This window comes from Microbispora sp. NPDC046973 (assembly GCF_040644495.1).
GTDB lineage: Bacteria > Actinomycetota > Actinomycetes > Streptosporangiales > Streptosporangiaceae > Microbispora.
Genome location: NZ_JBEYWQ010000022.1, coordinates 111,360 through 133,990 on the forward strand (window position 1 = coordinate 111,360; position 22,631 = coordinate 133,990).

Here is a 22,631-nt window from a genome sequence, read left to right on the forward strand (position 1 = left end):
AGTTCCCGGAAATCGGCGGAACCACCGCGGGAATTCGCGCTCGGCGGGCAGACTGAGAAATCGGAAACAACCGACCGCCGCATGGAAGAACACGACCTTGCCGGATTTCTCCCCCACCCCACGGCACCGGCGCGACGGTCATCCCGTCCTCGCCCTGACGGGCGTGATCGGCGTGACCGCCCTCGCCGGGCTCGGCGTCGTCCTGGCCGTCCTGCCCGCCCGGGACCCGGCGCCCTCCGCCGCCCGGCCGGTGGCCGCCGACCTGGGCGCGCCGCCGGCACGTCCGGCGCCGGGCTTTCCCGCCGCCGGCCCCTTCTTCGCACCGACGACCGCCCCACGGCAACCCGCGTCCGAGCGGCCGGAAACGGAACCGGAGCGCGCGGCGGAGCACCGGGAGAAGACGGAGGAAGCGGCCATGCGAGACGGCCCGGAAAACGATCCGGAAAACGATCCGGGGCACGGTCCGGAAAAGGGTCAACCGGAGAGAGGACAACCGGTGCGTCGACGCGGTGCGCTGCCGCCCGGTCACGAGGCCGAAGCGTCGCGATCGTCCGCGCGCCCTACTCGGACGGCGGGCCCCTCCTCTCGTCCGCGGCCGCCCTCACCGGTCTCGTCGTCCCGGCGCGGCCCAGGCGACTCCACCGGTACGGCAGGCCGTGCCGGGACCAGGGAGGCGCATCGGCCGCGGCCCGCCCACGGCACGCCGACGGATACCCCGAAGCCGGCCGCACGAGGCTCCGCGGCCGGGGACACAGCAGCCGAGAACGGCGTGGCCGAGGACGCGGCCGCCCGGGACACCGGCACGCGCGCCGCGACCGTGCCCCGTGCCGGAGCGGACGGCGCGGCGCGCACCCGGATCGAGGACCCCTGCCTGCGGTTCGACGACGACCTGCGGCGCGCCTACTGCTACGAGGTCCTGCGCAGCCTCGGCGGGTGACCCGGCCGCCGCGGGACGCGGCGCGTCAGACGGCCGAGCAGGCGGACGGCTCAGCGGGCAGCGGAGCGGGACGGCCGATGGCGGGCATCCCCAGGCTGACCGCACTGCCCCGCTGCGGGGCGGCCTGCCGCGCCTCCCACGCGTCGCCCGCGCGGGTCCGCCGTACGGACAGGACCTTGTCGGCCACCAGGTGGTGCGGCGCGGCGTAGGTCACCTCGACCGTGACCATGTCGCCCGGACGGGCGTCGGCGGCGGCGACGTGGACGAGACGGTTGTCGGCGGCCCGGCCGGACAGGCGGCGGGTGGCGTCGTCCTTGCGGCCCTCGCCCTCGGCGACAAGCACCTCCAGGGTGCGGCCGACCTGCTTCTTGTTCTCCTCCCAGGAGATCTCCTCCTGGAGGGCGACCAGGCGCTCGTACCGCTCCTGGACGACGGCCTTGGGCACCTGATCGTCCATGGTCGCGGCCGGGGTGCCGGGGCGGATGGAGTACTGGAACGTGAACGCGTTGGCGAAGCGCGACTGCCGCACGACGTCGAGGGTCTGCTGGAAGTCCTCCTCGGTCTCGCCGGGGAAGCCCACGATGATGTCGGTCGAGATCGCGGCGTCCGGCATCGCGGCCCGGACCCGCTCGATGATCCCGAGGTAGCGCTCGGACCGGTACGACCGGCGCATGGCCTTGAGGACGCGGTCGGAGCCGGACTGCAGCGGCATGTGCAGCTGGTGCATCACGTTCGGCGTCTCGGCCATGGCGGCGATCACGTCGTCGGTGAAGGCGGCCGGGTGGGGCGAGGTGAAGCGGACCCGCTCCAGGCCCTCGACGTCGCCGCAGGCCCGCAGCAGCTTGCCGAACGCCAGCCGGTCACCGAACTCCACCCCGTAGGTGTTGACGTTCTGGCCCAGCAGGGTGATCTCCAGGACGCCCTGGTCGACCAGGGTGCGCACCTCGCTGAGGATGTCGCCGGGACGGCGGTCCTTCTCCTTGCCGCGCAGCGACGGCACGATGCAGAACGTGCAGGTGTTGTTGCACCCGACCGAGATCGCCACCCAGGCCGCGTAGGCCGACTCGCGGCGGCTCGGCAGCGTGGAGGGGAAGGTCTCCAGGGACTCCTTGATCTCGACCTGGGCCTCTTCCGCGATCCGGGCCCGCTCCAGCAGCACCGGCAGCGAGCCGATGTTGTGGGTGCCGAAGACCACGTCCACCCAGGGGGCCCGGCGGACGATCTCGCCCTGGTCCTTCTGCGCCAGGCACCCGCCGACCGCGATCTGCATGCCCTTGCGGGCCATCTTGATCGGCCGCAGGTGGCCCAGGTTGCCGTAGAGCCGGTTGTCGGCGTTCTCGCGTACGGCGCAGGTGTTGAACACGACGACGTCCGGCGTGTCCCCCTCGGCCGCGCGGATGTATCCGGCGTCCTCCAGCAGTCCGGACAGCCGCTCCGAGTCGTGTACGTTCATCTGGCAGCCGTAGGTCCGCACCTCATAGGTCCGGGCCGCGCCTTCGGTGCCCTGTGTCGTCACAGTCTGTGTGGTCGCAGTCATCGCACTACAAGGGTAGGCGCTTTCCCACCCCCGCCCGTACCGGACCATCGCGCACTCGGTCGCGTACGGGCGGCGGCGTCACCGCGCGCCGAGCCCCGGCCGGGTGTGGACCGGTTCAAGGGTACGCGTCCGCCGTATGACCAGGGCTCGCATCTGCCATTACCCAGGCTTGGGAAAAGCGAAAATCTCGTTTTATTGAAGCATTCATGTCTATGTGGTGCTCTGGTGAAGGCATCAGACCACGCTCCCCACCGATTGGCCTGTACCGATGATGAACTGGAACCGATCATCCGTTCTCGCCCGCAGGACGGTTGGTTACTCCGCCGTCGCGGCGCTGGTGTGCGCCGGGGTCAGCGTCCTGTTCCTCTTCGTCGTGGGCAGCAAGGACGCCGACGCGTCCCGGGCTCGGGTCACCGGGGCGTGGGACCGCGTGGTGCCCCTCATCAGGCAGAGCTTCCTCCCCCCTGTGCTGCCGGCCGGCAAGGACATCGCGATCCAGGTCCTGGACACGCAGCACCAGGTCGTCGCGGCGACGCCGCAACTCCTCCACAAGCCCCCGATGGCCACCTTCCACGCGACCAGCACAAGCGTGCACTCCGAGCGGGTGCTGTGCCCTCCGGCCGGGCTGAAGGGCTGCATGACCGTCTTCTCGTACAAGGTCTATCAGCCGGACGGGCCCTGGCTCCTCTACGTGGCGGTGCCCACGGTCCCCTGGTATGGGAACACCGCGGCGCTGACGTTCGCGATCGGCATGTCCCTGCTGACGACCGCGATGACGGCGGCCGGGACTTTCCACGTTGTCAAAAGGGATATGACCGCGGTGGACGCCATCCGCACGGAACTGGCGGAGATCACCGCCACCCATCTCCACCGCCGGGTCCCTGTGGCACGCAACAACCAGGAAGAGATCAAGCTCTTGGCCGGCACGGTGAACGACACCCTCGACCGGCTCGAAGGCGCGTACAAGCAGCTGCGGCAGTTCACCTCGGACGCCTCTCACGACCTGCGCAGCCCCCTCACCGCCATGCGGACGCAGCTCGAAGAGGCCCTCATGCATCCGCACGACACCGACTGGCCGACGATGACCACGGCAGTGCTCGCCGGGGTGGACCGGCTCCAGGCGATCGTGACCGACCTGCTGACCCTGGCCAGACTGGACGCCCGCGCCCCCCTCGACCTCCGCGCGACCGACCTCGGCCAGCTGGTCGGCGACGAGCTCGACCGGCGCACCTACCGGATGGAGATCGTGAGGGATCTCCAGCGCAACGTCCTCGTCGACTGCGACCGGCTGCGGATCACCCGGCTCCTGGTGAACCTGCTCGACAACGCCGAACGGCACGCCACCTCGCAGATCACCGTCAGCGTGCGGGCCGACGGGCCGACGGCGACGCTGGAGGTCCTCGACGACGGCGCCGGAATCGCCCCGGAACACCGGGAAACGGTCTTCGACCGCTTCACCCGGCTGGACGCCTCACGCGACCGGGACTCAGGGGGGACCGGGTTGGGGCTGGCGATCGCGCGGGAGATCGCGGAAGCCCATCAGGGCACCTTGACCATCCGGGACAGCGAAAGGGGAGCACGCTTCGTCCTGCGCCTCCCCGTCCGCGAGGCGCCCCAGATCACCGGCCGGAGCGAGCATCGTGCCGGTCACGCCGGCCTTTTCAGTTCCCCGGTCCCACGATGAGCCGATCGAGCCGGTCCCGTGGTGAGCCGGCGAGATAAGACGTCCTGGGACATCGTCCTGTTCGTCTGGGCATTTCGGTCGCTAGCCTGAGCCCGATTCGGCGCTCGCGCCTGAGGCGCGAAGGAGGCGGGCAGTGCGGCGTACGGCGTGGGCGATCTGCGTGCTCAGCCTGCTCCTGGTGGTCGCGGCCCTGGTGGTCGGCCACCGCAACGGCGCCGGGCTGTTCGCCCAGAGCCACCTCCTCTTCGTCACCGCCTGCGCGCTGGTCGGCGGTCTGCTCACCGCCGAACGTCCGGGCAACGCCGTCGGGTGGCTGATGGCGGCCTGCGGCCTGTGCTTCGCGCTGCTGGACGCGACGGGGCACTACGCGCTGGCCGGTCTGCCGTTCGCGACCCCGCTGGCCTGGCCGCAGACGTGGCTGTGGGTCCCCGCCAACCTGTCTGTCGCCGCCGTGCCGGCGTTCTTCCCGTCGGGACGGCCGTCGTCGCCCGGGTGGCGGGCGACTCTGTGGGCGCTCGCCGCGATCGCCGCCGCGACGACCGCGCTGAGCGCCCTGCTGCCCGGCCCCAGCCACCAGCTCGGGTGGGGCATGCCGCTGCCGAACCCCCTCGGGGTGCCCGCGCTCGCCGTCGTCGCCCCGTTCGTCGAGCCGCTGACGACCGGGCTCACGGGTGCCCTGTTCGTGGCGGGCGCGGCCGGTCTCGTACGCCGGGCCGGGCGCGGCGACGCCGACGAGCGGGTCCAGCTCAAGTGGCTCGGGTACGCCGCGGGGCTCGCCGGGCTGATCGTCGCGGGGCGGCTGGCCGCGGGGTTGTCCGACGGCGACCCGCGCTCCATCTGGCCCATCACCAGCCCGTTCTGGGAGCTTATGGGGACGTTCGCGGCCTGCCTGCTTCCGGCCGCCGCCGCGGTGGCGGTGCTGCGGCACGGCCTGTTCGACATCGACCTCGTGATCAACCGCACGCTCGTCTACGTGCTGCTGTCGGGGTGCGTGTTCGGCGGTTACGTGCTCGTGGTCACCTATCTCGGCGCCGTGTTCCGCGCGGCCGACGGGCTGCCGGTGTCGGTGGCCGCCGCCGGGGTGGTCGCCCTCGTCTTCGCGCCGCTGCGCGAGCGGCTGCAACGCGCCGTCAACCTGGTGATGTACGGCAGGCGCGACGATCCGTACGCGGCGCTCGCCCTGCTGGGCAGGCGCCTGGAGGAGGCGGCGGAGCCGGGTGCGGTGCTGGCCGCGGCGGCCCGGTCGGTGGCGGAGGCGCTGCGCCTGCCGCACGTCGCGGTCGAGGTCGCCGGAGGGCCGACCCACGCCTACGGCGTGCCCTCCCCCGGCGCCGTACGGCTGCCGCTCGTGCACCGCGGCGAACCGGTGGGCGACCTGGTCCTGTCCCCGCGCCCGGGCGAGAGCGGGCTCGGCGCCAGAGACCGCCGGGTGCTCGCCGACCTCGCCCGCCAGACGGGGATCGCCGTGCACGCCGTACGGCTGTCGGCGGACCTGCAGCGCTCGCGTGAACGGCTCGTGGCGGCCCGCGAGGAGGAGCGGCGGCGGCTGCGGCGCGACCTGCACGACGGCCTCGGCCCGACTTTGGCCGCGCTGACCATGCGCGCGGAGGCCGTGCAGGACCTGGTGCCCGACCCGGACGCCCTGGCGATGCTGGAAGAGATCATGACGGACGCCCGGACGGCGATGGCCGACGTACGGACGCTGGTGGAGGGGCTGCGGCCACCGGCCCTCGACACGCTGGGGCTGGCCGGGGCGATCAGGTCGCACGCGGCCCGGCTGCCCGGCGTGGAGATCGACGTCGAGGTCGACGGATCTCTCCCGGCGCTGCCCGCGGCCGTCGAGGTGGCGGCGTACCGGATCGCGGCCGAGGCGCTGGCCAACGCGCGCCGTCACGCCGGGGCCGGGCGGGTGCGCGTACGGCTCGGCATGGCCGGCGGCGGCGTCCTCGAGGTGGAGGTCGCCGACGAGGGCGGCGAGCCGCAGGCGGACGGCGGCGGGAGCGGGGTCGGCACGGCGTCGATGCGCGAGCGGGCTGCCGAGCTCGGCGGCACCTGCGTGATCGGCCCGCGGCCCGGTGGCGGGACGCGGGTGCTGGCCCGCCTGCCGGCGCGGAACACATCGGAGAACACAGCCGAGAACACGGCGCAGGACACGAGACGGGAGGCGGGCGATGGAGCCGATCCGCGTGCTGCTGGTTGACGATCACGCGGCCTTCCGGGCAGGGCTGCGCGCGCTGCTGCGGCCCGTGGAGGAGATGGAGGTCGCCGACGAGGCGGCCAGCGGCGAGCAGGCCCTCGCCCTGCTCCCCCGCGTGCAGCCCGACGTCGTGCTGATGGACCTCGCCATGCCCGGCATGGGCGGGGTGGCCGCGACCGAGCGGATCACGAGGGACAACCCGCACGTGCGGGTCCTGGTGCTCAGCATGGCCGACGACGACGACGCGGTCCTCGCGGCCCTGCGTGCGGGGGCCCGCGGATACGTGCTCAAGGGGGCGCGGCGGGCCGAGCTCGTGCGTGCGATCCGGGCCGTGGCCGAGGGCGAGGCGATCTTCGGCCCGGCCCTCGCCGGACGGCTGATGGGCTACTTCTCCGATCTCGGCCGGAAGCCGGAGCCGAGTTTCCCCGAACTCACCCCGCGTGAACGGGAGATCCTGGGCCTGGTCGCCGGCCATCTGACCAACGTCCAGATCGCGGCCCGGCTCGGGCTGAGCCAGAAGACCGTGCGCAACCACGTGTCGAGCATCTTCGCGAAGCTGCGCGTGGCCGACCGGGCCGAGGCGATCATGCGGGTCAGGGAGTCGGGCCTGTAACGGGCGGGCGGCGCAGGCTCAGGCGGCCCGCCAGTCGTCCACGGGCATGCGCAGGACCTTCAGCGCGACCGCGCCGAACGCGGCGAGGTGGAACAGCGACCCGATGGCCTGAACGGCCGGCGGCTGCCCCAAGGTGAGGAACGGCCCGCAGGTCCCCGCGAGCGCCGCCGCGGGGACCCACCACGGCGCCCGCCGCACCGCCGCCAGCCCCGTCAGGAGCACCAGCAGGCCCACGTGGGTGAGGAAGCCCGGCAGGAGAATGCCGTACACGAACCCGCCGAGCGCGCCGGCCACCTCGGTCACCCGTGCGGCCGGGGCGTCCGGAAGGGTGAGCGCCAGCGCCAGGTCGTAGAAGTCGGTCATGAACAGGCAGGCGGCGGTGACCGCGCCGGTCAGTCCGACGGCCGCGCCGATGTTGCCGGTGCGCGGCGCCCGCGTGCGGAGGAGGTGGGCGAGCCCGAGGATCACCGGGACCAGGCAGGCGGTGGCCCACTGGAACAGCAGCGCGCTGGCCTGCACCTGCATCGGACTGGCGCGGAACACGGCGGGATCGTGCTCGGTGCCCGGCGGCGAGGTCAGGAAGGCCAGGCCGAGCAGGACGGGCCACGTCAGCATGGCCGCCGCCGCAACGGTCTTCCGAAATAGATCCGGATTCTTCAACATCTGCGCTCCTACACGACGAGAGGTCGGCAGGAGCCAACCGGGACCGCGTCCCGGGCCGCATGGGGCAGACGGTACGGGCAAACCGGGAGTGATGTCCTGAGCAGCCGGGATGTGATCTATTCGGTACCGGCTCGATAGTGACTACGCGGCATTGACCCCCCTACGTTGTTGACCATGACGGAGATCAGTGGTTCCGACCCGCTTGTCAGGCTGGAGGGAGTCAACAAGCATTTCGGTCCTCTGCATGTGCTCAGGGACATCGACCTGAGCGTGGGCCGGGGCGAGGTGGTCGTCGTCATCGGCCCGTCCGGCAGCGGCAAGTCCACGCTGTGCCGGGTGATCAACCGCCTCGAGACGATCGACACCGGGACCATCGTCTTCGACGGGCGGGAGCTGCCCGCGGAGGGCAGAGCTCTGGCCCGCCTGCGGTCCGAGGTCGGGATGGTGTTCCAGTCCTTCAACCTCTTCTCCCACAAGACGATCCTGGAGAACGTCACGCTCGGCCCGACCAGGGTGCGGAAGGTCTCCCGGCAGCAGGCCGAGCAGCGGGGCATGGAACTGCTCGAACGGGTCGGCATCGCCTCGCAGGCGGGCAAGTATCCCGCCCAGCTGTCCGGCGGCCAGCAGCAGCGCGCGGCCATCGCCCGCGCGCTGGCCATGGACCCCAAGATGATCCTTTTCGACGAGCCCACCTCGGCCCTCGATCCCGAGATGGTCCAGGAGGTGCTCGACGTGATGACCGGCCTGGCCAAGGACGGCATGACGATGATGGTGGTCACCCACGAGATGGGCTTCGCCCGCCGGGCGGCCAACCGGATCGTGTTCATGGCGGACGGCCAGATCGTCGAGGAGGGGTCGCCCTCGGAGTTCTTCACCCAGCCGAGCACCGAGCGCGCCCGCGACTTCCTCTCCAAGATCCTCACTCACTGATCCCAGCTCACGACAAGCTCCACAAGAAGCGAAAGGTGACGCGGATGCGATTCGGAGCCGGCCTGCTCGCGCTGGCCGCCCTGGCCACCGGCCTGACGGCCTGCGGCAACTCCGGTGCGGACTCGATCGTCGACAAGGCCAAGAACGACAAGAAGCTCGTGGTCGGCATCAAGATCGACCAGCCGGGCTGGGGCCTGAAGAAGCCCGACGGCAGCTACGGCGGGTTCGACGTCGACGTGGCGAAGTACGTCGCCAAGGAACTCGGCGTGCCGGAGAGCGGGATCACGTTCAAGGAGGCCCAGTCGGCCAACCGTGAGCCGTTCATCCAGCAGGGCCAGGTGGACATGGTCGTGGCGACCTACTCCATCACCGACGAGCGCAAGAAGAAGATCTCCTTCGCCGGGCCGTACCTGGTGACGGGCCAGGACATCCTCGTCCGCGCCGACGACACCTCGATCACCGGGGTCGAGTCCCTCAAGGACAAGAAGGTCTGCGGCGCGCAGGGCTCGTCGTCGCCGAAGCGGCTCGCCGAGAAGTTCGGCGCGGAGTGGGAGTCCAAGAACCTCACCCAGCAGCAGGGGTACGGCGCGTGCCTGCCGCTGCTGGAGAACAAGCAGGTCGACGCGATCTCCACGGACGCGACGATCCTCGCCGGGTTCGCCGCCCAGTTCCCCGGCAAGTTCAAGCTGATCGGCCAGCCCTTCAGCGAGGAGAAGTACGGCATCGGCATCAAGATGGACGACAAGGCCGGCCGCGACGCGATCAACACCGCGATCGAGAAGTTCTTCAAGGACGGCAGCTGGCGCAAGGCCCTCGACGCCAACCTCGGCGAGTTCGGCAAGTACTTCACCACGCCGCCGTCCGTCGAGCGGTACTAGAGCACCGATAGCGGCACTGGAAGGAGGCCGGCGGTGGAGGCCGTCGTCGACGAGCTTCCCGTCATCCTCGGCGCGTTCTGGCTGACGGTGAAGCTCACGGTGGTCAGCGGGGTGATCTCGCTGGTCTGGGGGATCGTGCTGGCGGCCATGCGCGTCAGTCCGCTGCCGGTGCTGAGAGGGGCGGGCGCGCTGTACGTCAACGTGCTGCGCAACACGCCCCTCACACTGATCATCGTGTTCTGCGGCCTCGGCCTGGGCACGGTGATGAACGTCCAGTTCTCCCGGGACGACCTGTCGCTCAACAGCTTCTGGCTGTCGATCATCGGGTTGTCCGCCTACACCTCCGCCTTCGTGTGCGAGGTCGTGCGGTCCGGGATCAACACCGTGCCGCTCGGGCAGGCGGAGGCGGCCCGGGCGATCGGGCTGACGTTCCTGCAGACGCTCCGCCTGGTGATCCTCCCCCAGGCGGTGCGCACGGTCATCGCGCCGCTCGGCAGCCTGCTGAACGCGCTGGTCAAGAACACGACGGTCGCGGCCGCGATCGGCGTCATGGAGGCGGCGCTGCGGATGAAGAACCTGTTCGACGCCCACGGAGACGCGATCATTCCCATCTTCCTCGGCTTCGCCGCCGGGTTCGTCGTGCTGACCCTCCCCCTGAACCTGCTGTCCGGCCGGCTGGCGCGGCGCCTGGCGGTGGTCCGATGACCGAGCGCGGCGCCACCGTCCTCTACGACGTCCCGGGCCCGCGCGCCCGCCTGCGCAACAACGCGCTGACCCTCGCGTTCGGCGTCGTCCTGCTGCTGGTCGCGTACTTCGTCTGGACGAAGTTCGACGAGAAGGGCCAGTGGGACGGCAAGCTGTGGCAGCCGTTCCTGCGGGCCGACACCTGGACCGAGCTGATCCTGCCCGGACTGCTCAACACGCTGGTCGCCGCCGCGCTCGCCGCGGTGCTCGCGCTGCTGTTCGGGGCCGTGTTCGGCATCGCCCGCCTGTCGGACCACCGCTGGGTGAGGATCCCGGCCGCGGTGGTCGTCGAGGCCTTCCGCGCGGTCCCGGTGCTCATGCTGATCTTCTTCGCCCAGTACGGCGGGAGCCTGGCCGGGCTGGTCGTGACCGAGTTCGCGGCCGTGGTCCTCGGTCTCACGGTCTACAACGGGTCGGTCCTGGCCGAGATCGTGCGCGCGGGCATCCTCGCCGTGCCGCGCGGTCAGGCCGAGGCGGGATCGGCCATCGGCCTGCGCAAGAACCAGGTGATGCGGCTGATCCTGCTGCCGCAGGCGGTGACCGCGATGATGCCCGCGATCGTCAGCCAGCTCGTGGTGCTGCTCAAGGACACCGCGCTCGGGTTCGTCGTGGCGTACGCCGACCTGCTGAACGCGGGCGCCCGCGTGGTGCCGGCCAACTACGCCAACCTGATCCCGTCGGTCATCGTCATCGCGGCGGTCTACATCGCGATCAACCTGGCGCTGGGCTACCTCGCCACCTGGCTGGAACGGCGCAGCAGGCGCAGCCGCAAGGTCGCGGCCGACCCGGCCGCCGCCGAGGCCGCCGCGGGCGGCGAGGTCGCGCTGATGCGCTGACCTGCACAGCCGGCGGGTAAAGGGAGCTTTGCCGTGTCGCTGCTGGCGGAGGGACGCGCGCGACCTCGATATTGAGCGCGTGTGGCGTGGCGTTGCCGTGGTCGGCGTCCTGGCGGCCGTGTTCCTGTCCGGTGGATGCGGGAACGACGGCATGCTCGTGGTCGGCGTGCGTCCCGGGCAGCCGGGCCTGGTCACCCGGCTCCCCGACGGGCGCTACAGCGGCTTCGACATCGAGGTCGCGCAGTATGTCGCCAGGGCGCTCGGTTACCGTGACGACCAGGTCGTCTACACGCTCGACACCGCGCGGGCCGATCTCGTCGTCGGCGCCACCGGCCCGCCGGGCTCCCGGTATGTCGCCGGCCCCTACCTCGTCACCAGCACCGACGTCCTCGTGCGGGCCGACGACCTGTCCATCCGCCGCCCGCGCGACCTCGCCCGCAAACGCGTCTGCGCCACCCGGGAATCCGCCGAGCCGCTCGTGAAGAGGTTCGGCACCCGATGGCGGCAGTTCTTCCTCGCCGAGGCGAACCTGCCCGCGGCCTGCGCGCCGCTGCTGGCCTCCGGCCGGACCGACGCGATCGTGGCCGACGCCCCCGTGCTCGCCGGGCTGTCGGCGCAGTATCCCGGCAGATTCCGGTTCAGCGGCAGGTCGCTGGCCACCGAGAAGTACGGCATCGCCACCGGGACGGCCGCGCTGCGCGACCAGGTCGAGGAGGCGCTGCGCCGGATGTTCGAGGACGGCACCTGGAAGCGGACGGTCATCGACCAGCTCGGCGTGCTCGCCACCCGCTACACCACTCCCCCGTCCCTCGACTGACGCGTTGCCGCATTCGCGCCCCCGGGAGCGGGCTCGTCCGGCAGGATGCGGTCATGCCCCCCACGCCTGGCCCGAGGTCGTTCTCGCCACGGCCCTCGCCTATCTCCACCACCGACGTGGCACGCGCCGGTCTGCGGCTCGGCTTCCCGACCGTGCTGGGCGGGGAGACGTGGTGGGAAGAGGACCGCCCCGCCGAGGGCGGCCGCCGTACGGTCGTCCACCGTGCCACCGACGGCGTCCTCACCGACCTGCTTCCCGCGCCTTGGGACGCCCGCACACGCGTCCACGAGTACGGCGGACGGTCCTATGTCGTCGTCCCCGGCCACGGGATCGTCTTCGCGCACCATCCCGACCAGCGGCTCTACCTCGCCCGGTCCCGCGCCGGCGGCGAGCCGGGCCCGGGCGCGGAGCCGCCCCGCCCGGTCACGCCGGAGCCCGACGCGCCGGGCGCGCTGCGCTACGCCGACCTGCGGGTCGAGGACGGCCCGGACGGGCCGCGGGTGTGGTGCGTGCGGGAACGCCATCACCAGGACGCCAAGGTCACTCGCTCGATCGTGGCCGTGGAGCCGACCGGGGCCGGCGAGGTCGCCGAGCAGGTCACCGGCAGTGACTTCTACGCCTCGCCCACCCCGTCCCCCGACGGCCGGCACCTCGCCTACATCTGCTGGAACCACCCGCACATGCCGTGGACCGGCACCGAGCTGCGGGTCACGCGGCTGTCCGACGGCGCCACGTGGACGGTGATGGGCGGGCCCGCCGAGTCGGTCCTCGCGCCGCGGTGGTGCGACGAGCGGCGCCTGTACGCCGTCTCCGACCGGTCCGGCTGGTGGAACCTCTACCGGGCCGACATCTCCGGCTCGTCGTGCGAGGCGCTCTGCCCGGCGGAGGAGGAGTTCGCCGGGCCGCTGTGGCAGCTCGGGGGCCTGCCGTACGCCGTGCTGGGCGATGGGCGGCTCGCCGTGCTGCACGGGCGCGGCGACCTGCGCCTGGGCGTCCTCGACCCCGAGACGGGCACGCTGGCCGACCTCGACGTCCCCTTCGCGGGGTGGGCGCCCGTGCTGGACGCGGACGGCGACGTGCTCGTCGGTCTCGGCTACCGGGCGGGCGCGCCGCGCTCGGTCGTCCGGATCGACGCCGCCGAGGGCTCCGGTGACGCCGGTCGCGCCGCCGGCACCGCCGACACCGGTCGCGCCGAGGAACTGCGGCGGGAGATCGAGGACGTTCCCGCCGACGTCCTCCCTGCTCCCTGTGTCGTGGAGTTCGGGGCCGTGGACTTCGAGGCCGGGCCCGGCATGCGCGTCCACGCGTACCTGTATCCGCCGGAACAGGCGGACGAGGGCGGCGCGCCGTACGTCGTCTTCGTGCACGGCGGGCCGACCGGGCACGCGACGAGCGAGCTCAGCCTGGAGAAGGCCTTCTTCACCAGCCGCGGCATCGGCGTGCTCGACGTCAACTACGGCGGATCCAGCGGCTACGGCCGGGCCTACCGCGAGCGCCTGCGCGGCCGGTGGGGCGTGACCGACGTGGAGGACGTGGTCGCCGCGGCGAAGTGGCTGGCCGCCGAGGGCCTCGCCGACCCCGCCCGGATCGCCGTACGCGGGGCGAGCGCGGGCGGGTGGACGGTCATGGCCGCCTGCGGCGCGTCGGACGTCTTCGCGGGCGGCGTCTCGGTGGCGGGCGTCAGCGCGCTCGGGCCGCTCGTCGCGGCCACCCACGACTTCGAGTCGCGGTATGTGGAGTGGCTGGTCGGTCCCGAGGACCGGTACGGCGAGCGTGAGCCGCTGGCCCGGGCCGACCAGGTGAACTGTCCCATGCTGCTCATGCAGGGGCTCGCCGACCCGGTCGTGCCGCCGGCCCAGTCGCAGGCGTTCGCGGAGCGTCTGATGGCCCGCGGGGTGCCCTGCACCTATCTGACGTTCGAGGGCGAGGCCCACGGGTTCCGGCGGCTGGAGACCAAGGCGGCTGCCCTCGCCGCCGAGCTGTCGTTCTACCTGCAGATCTTCCGGTGACCGGGGCCGGTCACCCGACGGTCGCGGCCAGAAGCGTGCGCATCGGTCGATCTCGATGCGCTGGTCCGCGTCGCCATGAATGATCGACTGGTTACAACGACGGGATCACGGTCGTCTTCACCGACGAGCAGGGCGGCGGCACCGGGGCGCGTCGCCGCGTCACCAACGAGCCGTCGTGGAGCGCGGACGCCATCTTCGTCATCGTCGACGGCAAGCTGAAGTTCCGCAGCTACGACAAGCTGCCCGTGCCGCGGACGAACCAGGAGAACCGCGTCGCGCACGACGGATCGCTCGTTCCCACCCACCGGGGCCTCCCGCCGGTGCGTCCCCCGCACGACCGGGCCCCCGCCCGGCAGCGGGCGAGGGCCCTTCGCCGTGGCGGCCGAGGCCCCCTTCGACGTACGGCGTGAGGGCCGAGACTTCGACGCGACGGCCGAGACTTACCGGGCGAGGGTTACCGGGCGAACTCGGTGGCGCGGGACTCGCGGACCACGGTGATCCGGATCTGGCCGGGGTAGGTCAGCTCCTCCTCGACCTGCTTGGCGACGTCCCTGGCGATGACCTGGGCCTGGATATCGTCCACGTTCTCGGGCCGGACCATCACCCGGATCTCCCGGCCCGCCTGCATGGCGAAGACCTTGTCCACGCCGTCGTACGACTGGGCGATCTCCTCCAGGCGCTCCAGCCGCTTGACGTACGCCTCCAGGGACTCGCGGCGGGCGCCGGGGCGGCTGCCGCTGATCGCGTCCGCGGCCTGGGTGAGGACCGCCTCGACGGTCCTGACCTCCACCTCGTTGTGGTGCGCCTCGATGGCGTGGACGACGTCCTCGTGCTCGCCGTATCGCCGGGCGATCTCCGCGCCGATCATCGCGTGGCTGCCCTCGACCTCGTGGGTGAGCGCCTTGCCGATGTCGTGCAGAAGCGCGCATCGCTTGACGAGGTCACGGTCGAGCCGCAGCTCGGACGCCATGATCCCGGCGATGTGCGCCGACTCGATCAGGTGCTTGAGCACGTTCTGGCCGTAGGAGGTGCGATAGCGGAGCTGGCCCAGCAACGTGACCAGCTCGGGGTGCATCTCGGTGATGCCCAGCTCGACCAGGGCGTCCTCTCCCGCCCGCACGCACAGGTCCCGCACCTCGGCCTTGCTGCGCTCGTACGCCTCCTCGATGCGCTGGGGATGGATCCGGCCGTCGAGCACAAGCTTCTCCAGCGTCAGCCTGGCCGTCTCCCGCCTGACCGGGTCGAAACACGACAGCAGCACCGCCTCCGGCGTGTCGTCGATGATCAGGTTGACCCCGGTGGTGGACTCGAAGGCCCTGATGTTGCGGCCCTCGCGGCCGATGATGCGGCCCTTCATCTCGTCACCCGGCAGGTGGAGGACGCTCACCACCGACTCGGCCGTCTGCTCGGTGGCGACCCGCTGTACGGCCAGCGTCACGATCTTGCAGGCGCGCTTCTCGCCCTCCTTCCGGGCCTCGCTCTCGATCTCCCGGACGATCAGCGCGGCCTCGCGCTTGGCCTGGTTCTCGATCTCCTTGACCAGCTCCGTCTTGGCCTGCTCGGCCGTCAGGCCGGCCACCCGCTCCAGGATCTCCTGCCGCCGCTCGGCCACCCGCTCCAGCTCCTCGCGGCGGTCGGCCAGCTCGGTCTCGGTCTCGGCCAGCTTGCGGGCCCGCTCGGCCTGCCTGCGCGCCTCCTCGTCCAGCCGCTGCTCGCGCTCGGCCAGCCGGTTCTCCCGGCGTTCGAGGTCGGAGCGCAGCTCCTTGAGCTCCGTCTTGAGGATCCGCGTCTCCTCCTCGACCTCCTTGCGCATCAACGCGGCGCTCTCCGCGAGAGTCTCCGACTTCTTGAGGATCTCCCCCGCGTCACGCTCCGCCTTCGTGCGGATCTCCTCGGCCTCGCGTCTGGCCCGTTCGAGTTCCTCGTTGACCTCGGCCTTCACCTCGGCGAGTTGCTCGGGCGAGGGGCCGGACGGTGAGACGAGGCCGGTGCGGCGCATGACTATGACGAGGGCGGCGATCATCACGAGAGCCAGCAGCACCACCGCAACCGCAAGAACGATCACGATCGTGTCCATGCGCGCTCACCCCTCACGACAACTCATGGCAGAGGTCACACGCGCAGCACGGCAGCGCCCGGTGGCGTCACCAGGACAAATATCGTCGCAATGCCCGGGCGCCCCGAAGGGCGACCGATATGGCCCGAAGGCCGGTCAATGTCTCTCGTCCGTCGTGGTACACCGTTATGGCAATCCGCGCTGCGCGGAGTAACTCCTCACTGCGGTCGAGATTAAGCGTCAGAGAGGTAACGAGCAAGCAAAGATGCCCTGTCAAGTGACTTTTGTGTGGTGCTATGGCTCACTCGAAGCTATCCGGAAGCCCATCTGACGGACTGCCTTCGGCCTCGATCGCCTCTCGGACGACGCGGAAGGCCAGTCCCGGCGCGTAGCCCTTGCGGGCCAGCATGCCGACCAATCGTCGCATGCGCGCCTGCGGCTCCACCCCGCGGGTGGCGGCCAGCTTCCGATCCACGAGCCTGCGTGCGGTCTCGGCCTCCTCGTCCGGATCGAGTCGCCCGACGGCGTCCTTGACCGTCTCCTCGGCCACGCCGCGCTGCCGCAGTTCCTGGGCGAGCGCGCGGCGGGCGAGCCCGCGGCCGGTGTGCCGGGACGTCACCCACGCTGCGGCGAACGCCTCGTCGTCGATGAGCCCCACCTCGGAGAACCGCTCCAGCACGGCGTTCGCCGCCTCCTCGGGGACCTCCCGCTTGCGCAGGGCGTCCGCGAGCTGGGCCCGGGTCTTGGGCGCCATCGTCAGCAGCCGCAGGCAGATGGCTCTGGCCACCGCCTCGGGGTCGGCCGGCGGCCCCTCGCTCGCCGCGGTGCCCTCCTGCGGCCCTTCCGGAAGCCACCCGCCGGACCTCTCACGCTTTCTCCGGCCCCTCGGCGCTCCCCGTTCGCCCAGCCCGCCCTGTTCTCCCGGACCTGCCCAATCTCCCAGAGCCGCCTGGTCTCGCAGGCCCAGCCGGTCTTCCAGCGCGCCCTGTTCTCCCGGGCCTACCCGATCTCCCAGAGCCGCCTGTTCTCTCAGGCCTGCCCGGTCTCCCCGCCGGCGGCCGCGCCCCTGACGCCGGCGTCCGGCCCGGCCGGCCTCCTGACCCGCCTCCGCTCGCCCGAACTCCCCGCGGCCGCTCTCCGCACGCCGGATCTCCTCACGCAGGGCGGCGATCGTCGCGGAGGCGTCCTCAGCCTGCCCGGGCGGCTCTTCGGCCGGCCCCCAGGGTCCCGAGTTCCAGTCCCCCGGCCCGAGCCCGTCGTCCGGGCCGGGGGCCTCGTCGCGCCTCACGCCTGCGCTCAGACGTCACCCGGCTTGGGCGCGCTGGCCGCCTTGCTGCCCCGGCCGGAGGTGGGGGCGGGCGGCGCCGCCGGAGCGGCGGGGGGCTCGCTCGGCGTGTCGAGCCGCGGCCCGACACCGAGCTTCTCCTTGATCTTCTTCTCGATCTCGTTGGCGATGTCGGGGTTGTTCTTCAGGAAGTTGCGGGCGTTCTCCTTGCCCTGCCCGAGCTGGTCGCCCTCGTACGTGTACCAGGCGCCGGCCTTGCGCACGAACCCGTGTTCGACGCCCATGTCGATCAGCCCGCCCTCACGGGAGATGCCGATGCCGTACAGGATGTCGAAGTCGGCCTGACGGAAGGGCGGGGCCATCTTGTTCTTGACGACCTTCACCCGGGTCCGGTTGCCGACCGGCTCGGTGCCGTCCTTGAGCGTCTCGATCCTGCGCGCGTCCAGCCGCACCGACGCGTAGAACTTCAGCGCCTTGCCACCCGTGGTGGTCTCGGGGCTTCCGAACATGACGCCGATCTTCTCGCGGAGCTGGTTGATGAAGATGGCTGTGGTCCGGGTCTGGTTCAGCGCGCCGGCGATCTTCCGCAGGGCCTGCGACATGAGGCGGGCCTGGAGACCGACGTGGCTGTCGCCCATCTCGCCCTCGATCTCGGCCTTCGGCACGAGGGCCGCCACAGAGTCGATCACGATGATGTCGACGGCGCCGGAGCGGATCAGCATGTCCGCGATCTCCAGTGCCTGCTCACCGGTGTCCGGCTGAGAGACGAGCAACGCGTCGACGTCGACGCCCAGCTTCTTGGCGTACTCGGGGTCGAGGGCGTGCTCGGCGTCGATGAACGCGGCGATGCCGCCGCCCTTCTGGGCGTTGGCCACGGCGTGCAGGGCGACCGTCGTCTTACCGGAGGACTCGGGGCCGTACACCTCGACGATCCTGCCGCGGGGATAGCCGCCGATGCCGAGGGCGACGTCGAGAGCGATAGAACCGGTGGGGATGACCTCGATCGGGGCGCGCGCGTCGTCTCCGAGGCGCATGACGCTGCCCTTGCCGAACTGCCGCTCGATTTGCGCGAGGGCGGTCTCAAGGGCCTTCTCGCGGTCGTTGATTGCCATTGGATGCCCCCTGGAGGGTGTCGTCTGCTCGGTCACCGAAAAGCTACGGGGTGCCACCGACATTTTCCGGAGCTTCCCGCACACCGCCCCGAGAGGTGGGCCGGGAGCCTGTCGCGCCCCGGCGACCTGACGGCGCGCACCCCGGCGGCGACCAGTCCAATATAGCCGAACGACTGTTCGATCACATGCCGGAACCGCCCACGAGCCCGGGACGAAACGGCGTCCCGACCGCGCCGTTACATTCCCGGGCGTTACTCTGCCATGGTTGCCAGCGCGCTGACCTGGGACGATCCTTGTGTCAAAGCTGGATCTCCCCGCTGGAGGGGCCACGTGACGGGCACCGGCGACTACGGCGGACAGCGCCTTGCCCGCCTTGAGGCGCTCGCGGCGCGGCTCCCCGAGCACGGTCTCTCCGCGCGGCTGCTCGGCACGGACGATCCGGTCCTGTCCGTCTGGCACCCGGGCACCGGCAGGCAGACGATCGTCTTCGCGACGCCCGCCAAGGAAGGCTGGATGTTCCTGTGGGCACCGGGCGGCCAGGAGAGCGCCGACGACCCCGGCCGTGCGGCCGAACTGATCGGTCGGACGCTCTCCCGGCCCCCCTGATCCTCCGCCGGGGCCCCGGCCGTCAGCGTACGACCTCGCCGAGCTTGACGCGGGCGCCGGTGCGGAGCACCGCCCGCCGGTAGACGCGGGCCGCGCCCAGCAGGACGGCCACCACGGCCACGACCATGAGCGCTCCGGCGATGAGGATCTCCCCCAGCGGCACGTCGACGGCCGCCGTACGCACGGGCATGACCATCGAGGAGAACGGCGGCACGAACGACAGCACGCGCGCGACCGTGCCCGTCGGCTCGACGGCGGCGAAGTAGGCCGTCAGGTAGGTGAGCATCATGAGCATGGTCATCGGCGTCAGGACGGTGTTGAGCTCCTCCTGCCGCGACACCAGGGAGCCGAAGGCGGCGGCGAGCGCCGAGAAGAAGGCGTAGCCCAGCACGAACCAGACGACCGCGCTGACCACGATTCCCCCCATTCCGGGCGGCAGGTCGGCCATGAAGCCGGTCGCGGACGACGCCGCCAGACCGGCGGCGATGACCACGACGAGGTTGACCAGCCCCAGCGAGCCCAGCCCGGCGATCTTGCCGCCCAGGAGCTGCCAGGGACGCACCGAGGTGAGCAGGATCTCCACGATGCGGCTGCCCTTCTCCTCCACCACGCCCATGGCGACGAACATCGAGGAGTAGATGAGCAGGAAGAACAGCACCATCACGATCAGTGTGGCGATGCCGGTGCGCACGCCCTGGTAGCGGGCGTCCGCGCCGACGGACTCCACCGTCAGCGGCGTGATCGTGAGGCCGGCCGCCTTGATCTGGGCGTCGCGGTGGGCGCTGTCCAGGATCAGCCCCAGCCGCTGCTCGAGTTCGCCGTTCGCGAGGACCTTGCTCCCGTTGACGAGGGCCGCGTCGATGTCCCCGTCGACCACGGCCTTCCGCGCGGCCGCCTCGTCCGGCCAGCGGGAGTACGCGAGCTGGGCCGCGGGAGGGGGCGCGGCGCCCACCACGCCCACGTCGTAGGTGTCGTCGCCGCCGAGGACCTTGGGCAGGAACGCGAGCGCGGCCACCAGGACCGCGCTGACCGCCAGACTGATCAGGTACGACTTCGTCCTGATGCGCGTGCGGATCTCCCGCTGGGCGACCAGCCACAGGCCGTTCATGCCACCGCCTCCCTGAAGATCTCGGCCAGCGTCGGCTGCCTGCGGCCGAAGTGCTCCACCCTGCCCGCCCCGATCGCCGTACGCAGGATGTCCTGGTCGTCGCCCGCCTCGCACAGCAGGACGTCGCGGTCGCCCTCGCGGGTGAGCTCGCCGGGCAGGCCGTCGGCCCAGCCGGGTGCGGCGTCCCTGACCACGACCCGCAGAACCCCGCGGCCCTCCCGCTCGCGCAGCTCGCCGACCGGTCCGTACGCCACCATGCGGCCCGCCGAGATGATGCCGACCGAGTCGCAGAGCCGTTCGACCAGGTCGAGCTGGTGGCTGGAGAAGATCACCGGCACACCCGCGGCGGCGCGGTCCTTGAGCACCTCCGCGAGCGTGTCGACCGCCAGCGGGTCGAGGCCGGAGAACGGCTCGTCGAGGATCAGGACCGCCGGCTCGTGGACGAGCGCGACGGCGAGCTGCACCCGCTGCTGGTTGCCGAGCGACAGCGCCTCCACGGCGTCGTCGCGCCGCTCGGCCAGGCCGAGCCGTTCGATCAGGGCGGCGGTGGCCGAGCGCGCGGCGGCGGGGGCGAGCCCGTGGAGCCTGCCGAAGTATTCGATCTGCTCGGCGACCTTCATCTTCTGGTAGAGGCCGCGCTCCTCCGGCATGTAGCCGAACGTGCGGCGGTCGTCGTACGTCACCGGGCGCCCGTCGAGGCGCACCTCGCCGGAGTCGGCGTCGAGCACGCCCATGACGATCCGCATCGTCGTCGTCTTGCCCGCGCCGTTGGCGCCGACGAACCCGAACATCTCACCCGGCCGTACGCCGAAGCCCACCCCGTCGAGGGCGGTCTTGTCTCCATAGCGTTTGCGTAGGCCGTCGATCTCAAGCACGGGGGGTCGCCTCCACAATTCGTCGCAGAACGTCCATGTATGTCTCGAAGGCCGTACGTCCCTGGTCGGTCAGGGAGAGCCAGGTGCGCGCCCGCTTGCCGACGAAGGTCTTCTCCACCCGGACGTAACCGGCCTCTTCGAGCGTGAGGATGTGCTTGCTGAGCAGCGAGTCGCTGACCTCGATGGTGTCGCGGAGGAAGCGGAAGTCGGCCTTGTCCGCCGCGGCGAGGGCCGCCATGATCGACAGCCGCACCGGCGCGTGGATGATCTCGTCGAGCTCGTGGCGCGGGTGGGCCGTCATCGGTTCCTCATCAGGCGGAGTCCGCCGTACACCAGGGGCAGCCGGGCGAGCACCGACAACGCGACGAGCACCGCCGTCCAGCCCGCCGTGGGCCGGTCGGGCAGCAGCCAGACGCCGACGACGAACGGAACCATCATCGTCACCACGTACGCGGCCGAGACCGGCCCGTTGATCCGCTTCATCAGCCGGTCGTGCACCCGCAGCCGGGCCCAGTACACGCACAGGGCGACCGTCAGGACGATCCACCCGAGCCCGGCGATCAGCGGCAGCGGATAGCCGCCGAGGAACATCGCCGGCCAGTAGACCATCGTGGCCAGCCCCACGAACAGGTACGCCCGTCCGGGCCCGCGCGAGGAGTGCCGGACCCGCCGCCCCACGCGCCCGATCTCCTGGAGAGCCTCATCGGGAGTGAAGTGATCTCCGCTCATGTGCTTCCTCCGTGTTCATCCGCTAAACACGCTAGCAAGCACTCAACCGACGTTCAAGTGGTTGCCATAGACGACGGACGACATGAGCAAGGGACGGAGTGGCACGTGACGGGATCACACCGCCGCGATCACGGAGTGGAGCCGGCGAAGACCGCCGCCGAGCGGGAGCCGCCGCGCCGGGACGGTCTGCCGGCGGGCGGGAGAGGGGGTGTCAGCGCAGCCTGGGATCCACGTCGACCTCCTGGCAGACGGCCTGCCAGACCTGCTTGGCCGCCACGCCCTCCGCGAGGGCCTGCTCGACCGTTCGCCCGCCGAGCCCGGCGATCACGTAGTCCTTCGCCCACGACTCCGCGTACGCCTCCCCGAAGTGGCGGCGCATCCTGTTCCAGAAGTCTGTGAGGCGCATGCGTTCAGTATGACGCCGCGGCCCTGATGCACGTCCCGGCCTCGGCGCCGCGAGCGCTTCCCGCCCGCAGGAGACGGCCTCACATGACGCGGGTGCCGTACATCTCGCCGAGCGGGTCGGCGAGCAGTTCCAGGCGGGCGCCGTCCGGGTCCTGGAAGTAGATCGAGCTGCCGCTCTCCACCTGGTACGGCACACCGGCGGCGTCGAGCTTGCCGCGCAGGCGCTCCCACGTGGCCCGCTCCACGGAGATCGCGATGTGGTGGAGCCCGCCGAGGACCTCCTTGTACGGCTCCAGGTCGAGGCCGGGGAGGTCGAAGAACGCCAGCAGGTTGCCGTTGCCGATGTCGAAGAAGAAGTGGTTGGACCCGCGGTAGTCGCGGTTCTCGAATATCTCGGTCAGCGGGAACTCGAGGAGCTCGTGGTAGAAGCGGATCGTCCGCTCGACGTCAGACGAGATCAGCGCGAAGTGGTGCAGACCCCTCGCACTGCTGGCGGCACGGCGCTCGCTCAGGTAGCGCTCGCGGATCCGCGCGCGCTGCGCCTCGATGGCCGCGTAGTCGATTTCCATACTGAGGAAGACTGTCCCATCAGTGGCATCTCATGCCATCC

The 22,631-nt window shown here is 71.3% G+C and carries 22 protein-coding genes; 11 read left to right on the plus strand and 11 right to left on the minus strand.

Going from position 1 to position 22,631, the window contains the following annotated elements:
• The first annotated feature begins 769 nt into the window (after positions 1 to 769).
• On the plus strand, positions 770 to 937 hold the full coding sequence (locus ABZ860_RS31910; RefSeq protein WP_357227169.1) for a hypothetical protein: 168 nt from the start codon (positions 770 to 772) through the stop codon (positions 935 to 937).
• 25 nt (positions 938 to 962) lie between these two features.
• On the opposite strand, the gene miaB is transcribed toward ABZ860_RS31910, so the two are convergent.
• Positions 963 to 2,411 carry a tRNA (N6-isopentenyl adenosine(37)-C2)-methylthiotransferase MiaB gene (gene miaB, locus ABZ860_RS31915; protein WP_357227236.1) on the minus strand — a complete coding sequence of 483 codons (1,449 nt, stop codon included), beginning with the start codon at positions 2,409 to 2,411 and terminating at the stop codon, positions 963 to 965.
• Positions 2,412 to 2,742: 331 nt separating this feature from the next.
• On the opposite strand from miaB, the gene ABZ860_RS31920 reads away from it, so the two are divergent.
• From ABZ860_RS31920 to ABZ860_RS31930, 3 genes are all read left to right on the plus strand, one after another.
• Complete coding sequence (locus ABZ860_RS31920; protein WP_357227171.1) at positions 2,743 to 4,158, plus strand: HAMP domain-containing sensor histidine kinase; 1,416 nt, start codon at positions 2,743 to 2,745, stop codon at positions 4,156 to 4,158.
• A 133-nt stretch (positions 4,159 to 4,291) separates the two neighbouring features.
• On the plus strand, positions 4,292 to 6,358 hold the full coding sequence (locus ABZ860_RS31925) for a sensor histidine kinase (RefSeq protein WP_357227174.1): 2,067 nt from the start codon (positions 4,292 to 4,294) through the stop codon (positions 6,356 to 6,358).
• Positions 6,330 to 6,968, plus strand: coding sequence for a response regulator transcription factor (locus tag ABZ860_RS31930; RefSeq protein ID WP_357227177.1), 639 nt, complete (start codon positions 6,330 to 6,332; stop codon positions 6,966 to 6,968). Before ABZ860_RS31925 ends, ABZ860_RS31930 begins: the two co-directional genes overlap by 29 nt.
• Before the next feature lie 18 nt (positions 6,969 to 6,986).
• Here the strand turns inward: ABZ860_RS31930 and ABZ860_RS31935 are convergent, their stop codons facing one another.
• Entirely contained in the window at positions 6,987 to 7,631 is a 645-nt protein-coding gene (locus ABZ860_RS31935) for a hypothetical protein (RefSeq protein WP_357227180.1), read from the minus strand.
• A 174-nt stretch (positions 7,632 to 7,805) separates the two neighbouring features.
• Here ABZ860_RS31935 and ABZ860_RS31940 point away from each other — a divergent pair, with 174 nt between their 5' ends.
• The 6 genes from ABZ860_RS31940 to ABZ860_RS31965 all read left to right on the plus strand — a co-directional run bounded on the left by ABZ860_RS31940 (position 7,806) and on the right by ABZ860_RS31965 (position 13,845).
• Positions 7,806 to 8,561, plus strand: a complete 756-nt coding sequence (locus tag ABZ860_RS31940; protein ID WP_139576152.1) for an amino acid ABC transporter ATP-binding protein — start codon at positions 7,806 to 7,808, stop codon at positions 8,559 to 8,561.
• A 44-nt stretch (positions 8,562 to 8,605) separates the two neighbouring features.
• The gene (locus ABZ860_RS31945) at positions 8,606 to 9,439 is read left to right on the plus strand and encodes a glutamate ABC transporter substrate-binding protein (protein WP_357227183.1); all 834 of its coding nucleotides are present in this window, start codon (positions 8,606 to 8,608) and stop codon (positions 9,437 to 9,439) included.
• 33 nt (positions 9,440 to 9,472) lie between these two features.
• Positions 9,473 to 10,144: an amino acid ABC transporter permease gene (locus ABZ860_RS31950; RefSeq protein ID WP_346226624.1), complete on the plus strand. Its 672-nt coding sequence runs from the start codon at positions 9,473 to 9,475 to the stop codon at positions 10,142 to 10,144.
• Positions 10,141 to 11,019 (plus strand): amino acid ABC transporter permease, encoded by an 879-nt coding sequence (locus tag ABZ860_RS31955; protein ID WP_357227187.1) that lies wholly within the window; start codon positions 10,141 to 10,143, stop codon positions 11,017 to 11,019. Before ABZ860_RS31950 ends, ABZ860_RS31955 begins: the two co-directional genes overlap by 4 nt.
• Positions 11,020 to 11,098: 79 nt before the next feature.
• Positions 11,099 to 11,836, plus strand: a complete 738-nt coding sequence (locus ABZ860_RS31960; RefSeq protein WP_357227189.1) for a transporter substrate-binding domain-containing protein — start codon at positions 11,099 to 11,101, stop codon at positions 11,834 to 11,836.
• A 53-nt stretch (positions 11,837 to 11,889) separates the two neighbouring features.
• Positions 11,890 to 13,845, plus strand: a complete 1,956-nt coding sequence (locus ABZ860_RS31965; RefSeq protein ID WP_357227192.1) for a prolyl oligopeptidase family serine peptidase — start codon at positions 11,890 to 11,892, stop codon at positions 13,843 to 13,845.
• 454 nt (positions 13,846 to 14,299) lie between these two features.
• Here ABZ860_RS31965 and rny read toward each other — a convergent pair whose 3' ends face one another.
• The 3 genes from rny to recA form a co-directional block, all read right to left on the minus strand.
• On the minus strand, positions 14,300 to 15,922 hold the full coding sequence (gene rny / locus ABZ860_RS31970) for a ribonuclease Y (protein WP_357227194.1): 1,623 nt from the start codon (positions 15,920 to 15,922) through the stop codon (positions 14,300 to 14,302).
• Between the two features lie 280 nt (positions 15,923 to 16,202).
• Positions 16,203 to 17,189 carry a regulatory protein RecX gene (locus ABZ860_RS31975; RefSeq protein ID WP_357227196.1) on the minus strand — a complete coding sequence of 329 codons (987 nt, stop codon included), beginning with the start codon at positions 17,187 to 17,189 and terminating at the stop codon, positions 16,203 to 16,205.
• 8 nt (positions 17,190 to 17,197) lie between these two features.
• Positions 17,198 to 18,298: a recombinase RecA gene (gene recA, locus ABZ860_RS31980; RefSeq protein WP_142558526.1), complete on the minus strand. Its 1,101-nt coding sequence runs from the start codon at positions 18,296 to 18,298 to the stop codon at positions 17,198 to 17,200.
• 330 nt (positions 18,299 to 18,628) lie between these two features.
• Here recA and ABZ860_RS31985 point away from each other — a divergent pair, with 330 nt between their 5' ends.
• The gene (locus tag ABZ860_RS31985; protein ID WP_357227198.1) at positions 18,629 to 18,904 is read left to right on the plus strand and encodes a hypothetical protein; all 276 of its coding nucleotides are present in this window, start codon (positions 18,629 to 18,631) and stop codon (positions 18,902 to 18,904) included.
• A gap of 22 nt (positions 18,905 to 18,926) precedes the next feature.
• On the opposite strand, the gene ABZ860_RS31990 is transcribed toward ABZ860_RS31985, so the two are convergent.
• From ABZ860_RS31990 to ABZ860_RS32015, 6 genes are all read right to left on the minus strand, one after another.
• Positions 18,927 to 20,012, minus strand: a complete 1,086-nt coding sequence (locus ABZ860_RS31990; RefSeq protein ID WP_357227200.1) for an ABC transporter permease — start codon at positions 20,010 to 20,012, stop codon at positions 18,927 to 18,929.
• Positions 20,009 to 20,887 carry an ATP-binding cassette domain-containing protein gene (locus tag ABZ860_RS31995; protein WP_357227202.1) on the minus strand — a complete coding sequence of 293 codons (879 nt, stop codon included), beginning with the start codon at positions 20,885 to 20,887 and terminating at the stop codon, positions 20,009 to 20,011. The genes ABZ860_RS31990 and ABZ860_RS31995 overlap by 4 nt, the downstream gene beginning before the upstream one ends.
• Complete coding sequence (locus ABZ860_RS32000; protein ID WP_357227204.1) at positions 20,880 to 21,188, minus strand: transcriptional regulator; 309 nt, start codon at positions 21,186 to 21,188, stop codon at positions 20,880 to 20,882. Before ABZ860_RS32000 ends, ABZ860_RS31995 begins: the two co-directional genes overlap by 8 nt.
• A complete protein-coding gene (locus ABZ860_RS32005; protein ID WP_357227206.1) occupies positions 21,185 to 21,616 on the minus strand; it encodes a hypothetical protein in 432 nt (143 codons plus the stop codon). Before ABZ860_RS32005 ends, ABZ860_RS32000 begins: the two co-directional genes overlap by 4 nt.
• A gap of 211 nt (positions 21,617 to 21,827) precedes the next feature.
• Positions 21,828 to 22,022, minus strand: coding sequence for a DUF3046 domain-containing protein (locus ABZ860_RS32010; protein ID WP_036322371.1), 195 nt, complete (start codon positions 22,020 to 22,022; stop codon positions 21,828 to 21,830).
• A 79-nt stretch (positions 22,023 to 22,101) separates the two neighbouring features.
• A complete protein-coding gene (locus ABZ860_RS32015; protein ID WP_357227209.1) occupies positions 22,102 to 22,590 on the minus strand; it encodes a VOC family protein in 489 nt (162 codons plus the stop codon).
• Positions 22,591 to 22,631: the final 41 nt, after the last annotated feature.

Coding starts and splice junctions, on each gene's coding strand:
- ABZ860_RS31920 (WP_357227171.1), top strand. CDS start 2,743: ATGATGAACTGGAACCGATCATCCGTTCTCGCCCGCAGGACGGTTGGT.
- ABZ860_RS31930 (WP_357227177.1), top strand. CDS start 6,330: ATGGAGCCGATCCGCGTGCTGCTGGTTGACGATCACGCGGCCTTCCGG.
- ABZ860_RS31935 (WP_357227180.1), bottom strand. CDS start 7,631: ATGTTGAAGAATCCGGATCTATTTCGGAAGACCGTTGCGGCGGCGGCC.
- ABZ860_RS31940 (WP_139576152.1), top strand. CDS start 7,806: ATGACGGAGATCAGTGGTTCCGACCCGCTTGTCAGGCTGGAGGGAGTC.
- ABZ860_RS31945 (WP_357227183.1), top strand. CDS start 8,606: ATGCGATTCGGAGCCGGCCTGCTCGCGCTGGCCGCCCTGGCCACCGGC.
- ABZ860_RS31955 (WP_357227187.1), top strand. CDS start 10,141: ATGACCGAGCGCGGCGCCACCGTCCTCTACGACGTCCCGGGCCCGCGC.
- ABZ860_RS31965 (WP_357227192.1), top strand. CDS start 11,890: ATGCCCCCCACGCCTGGCCCGAGGTCGTTCTCGCCACGGCCCTCGCCT.
- rny (WP_357227194.1), bottom strand. CDS start 15,922: ATGGACACGATCGTGATCGTTCTTGCGGTTGCGGTGGTGCTGCTGGCT.
- recA (WP_142558526.1), bottom strand. CDS start 18,298: ATGGCAATCAACGACCGCGAGAAGGCCCTTGAGACCGCCCTCGCGCAA.
- ABZ860_RS31990 (WP_357227200.1), bottom strand. CDS start 20,012: ATGAACGGCCTGTGGCTGGTCGCCCAGCGGGAGATCCGCACGCGCATC.
- ABZ860_RS32000 (WP_357227204.1), bottom strand. CDS start 21,188: ATGACGGCCCACCCGCGCCACGAGCTCGACGAGATCATCCACGCGCCG.
- ABZ860_RS32005 (WP_357227206.1), bottom strand. CDS start 21,616: ATGAGCGGAGATCACTTCACTCCCGATGAGGCTCTCCAGGAGATCGGG.
- ABZ860_RS32010 (WP_036322371.1), bottom strand. CDS start 22,022: ATGCGCCTCACAGACTTCTGGAACAGGATGCGCCGCCACTTCGGGGAG.
- ABZ860_RS32015 (WP_357227209.1), bottom strand. CDS start 22,590: ATGGAAATCGACTACGCGGCCATCGAGGCGCAGCGCGCGCGGATCCGC.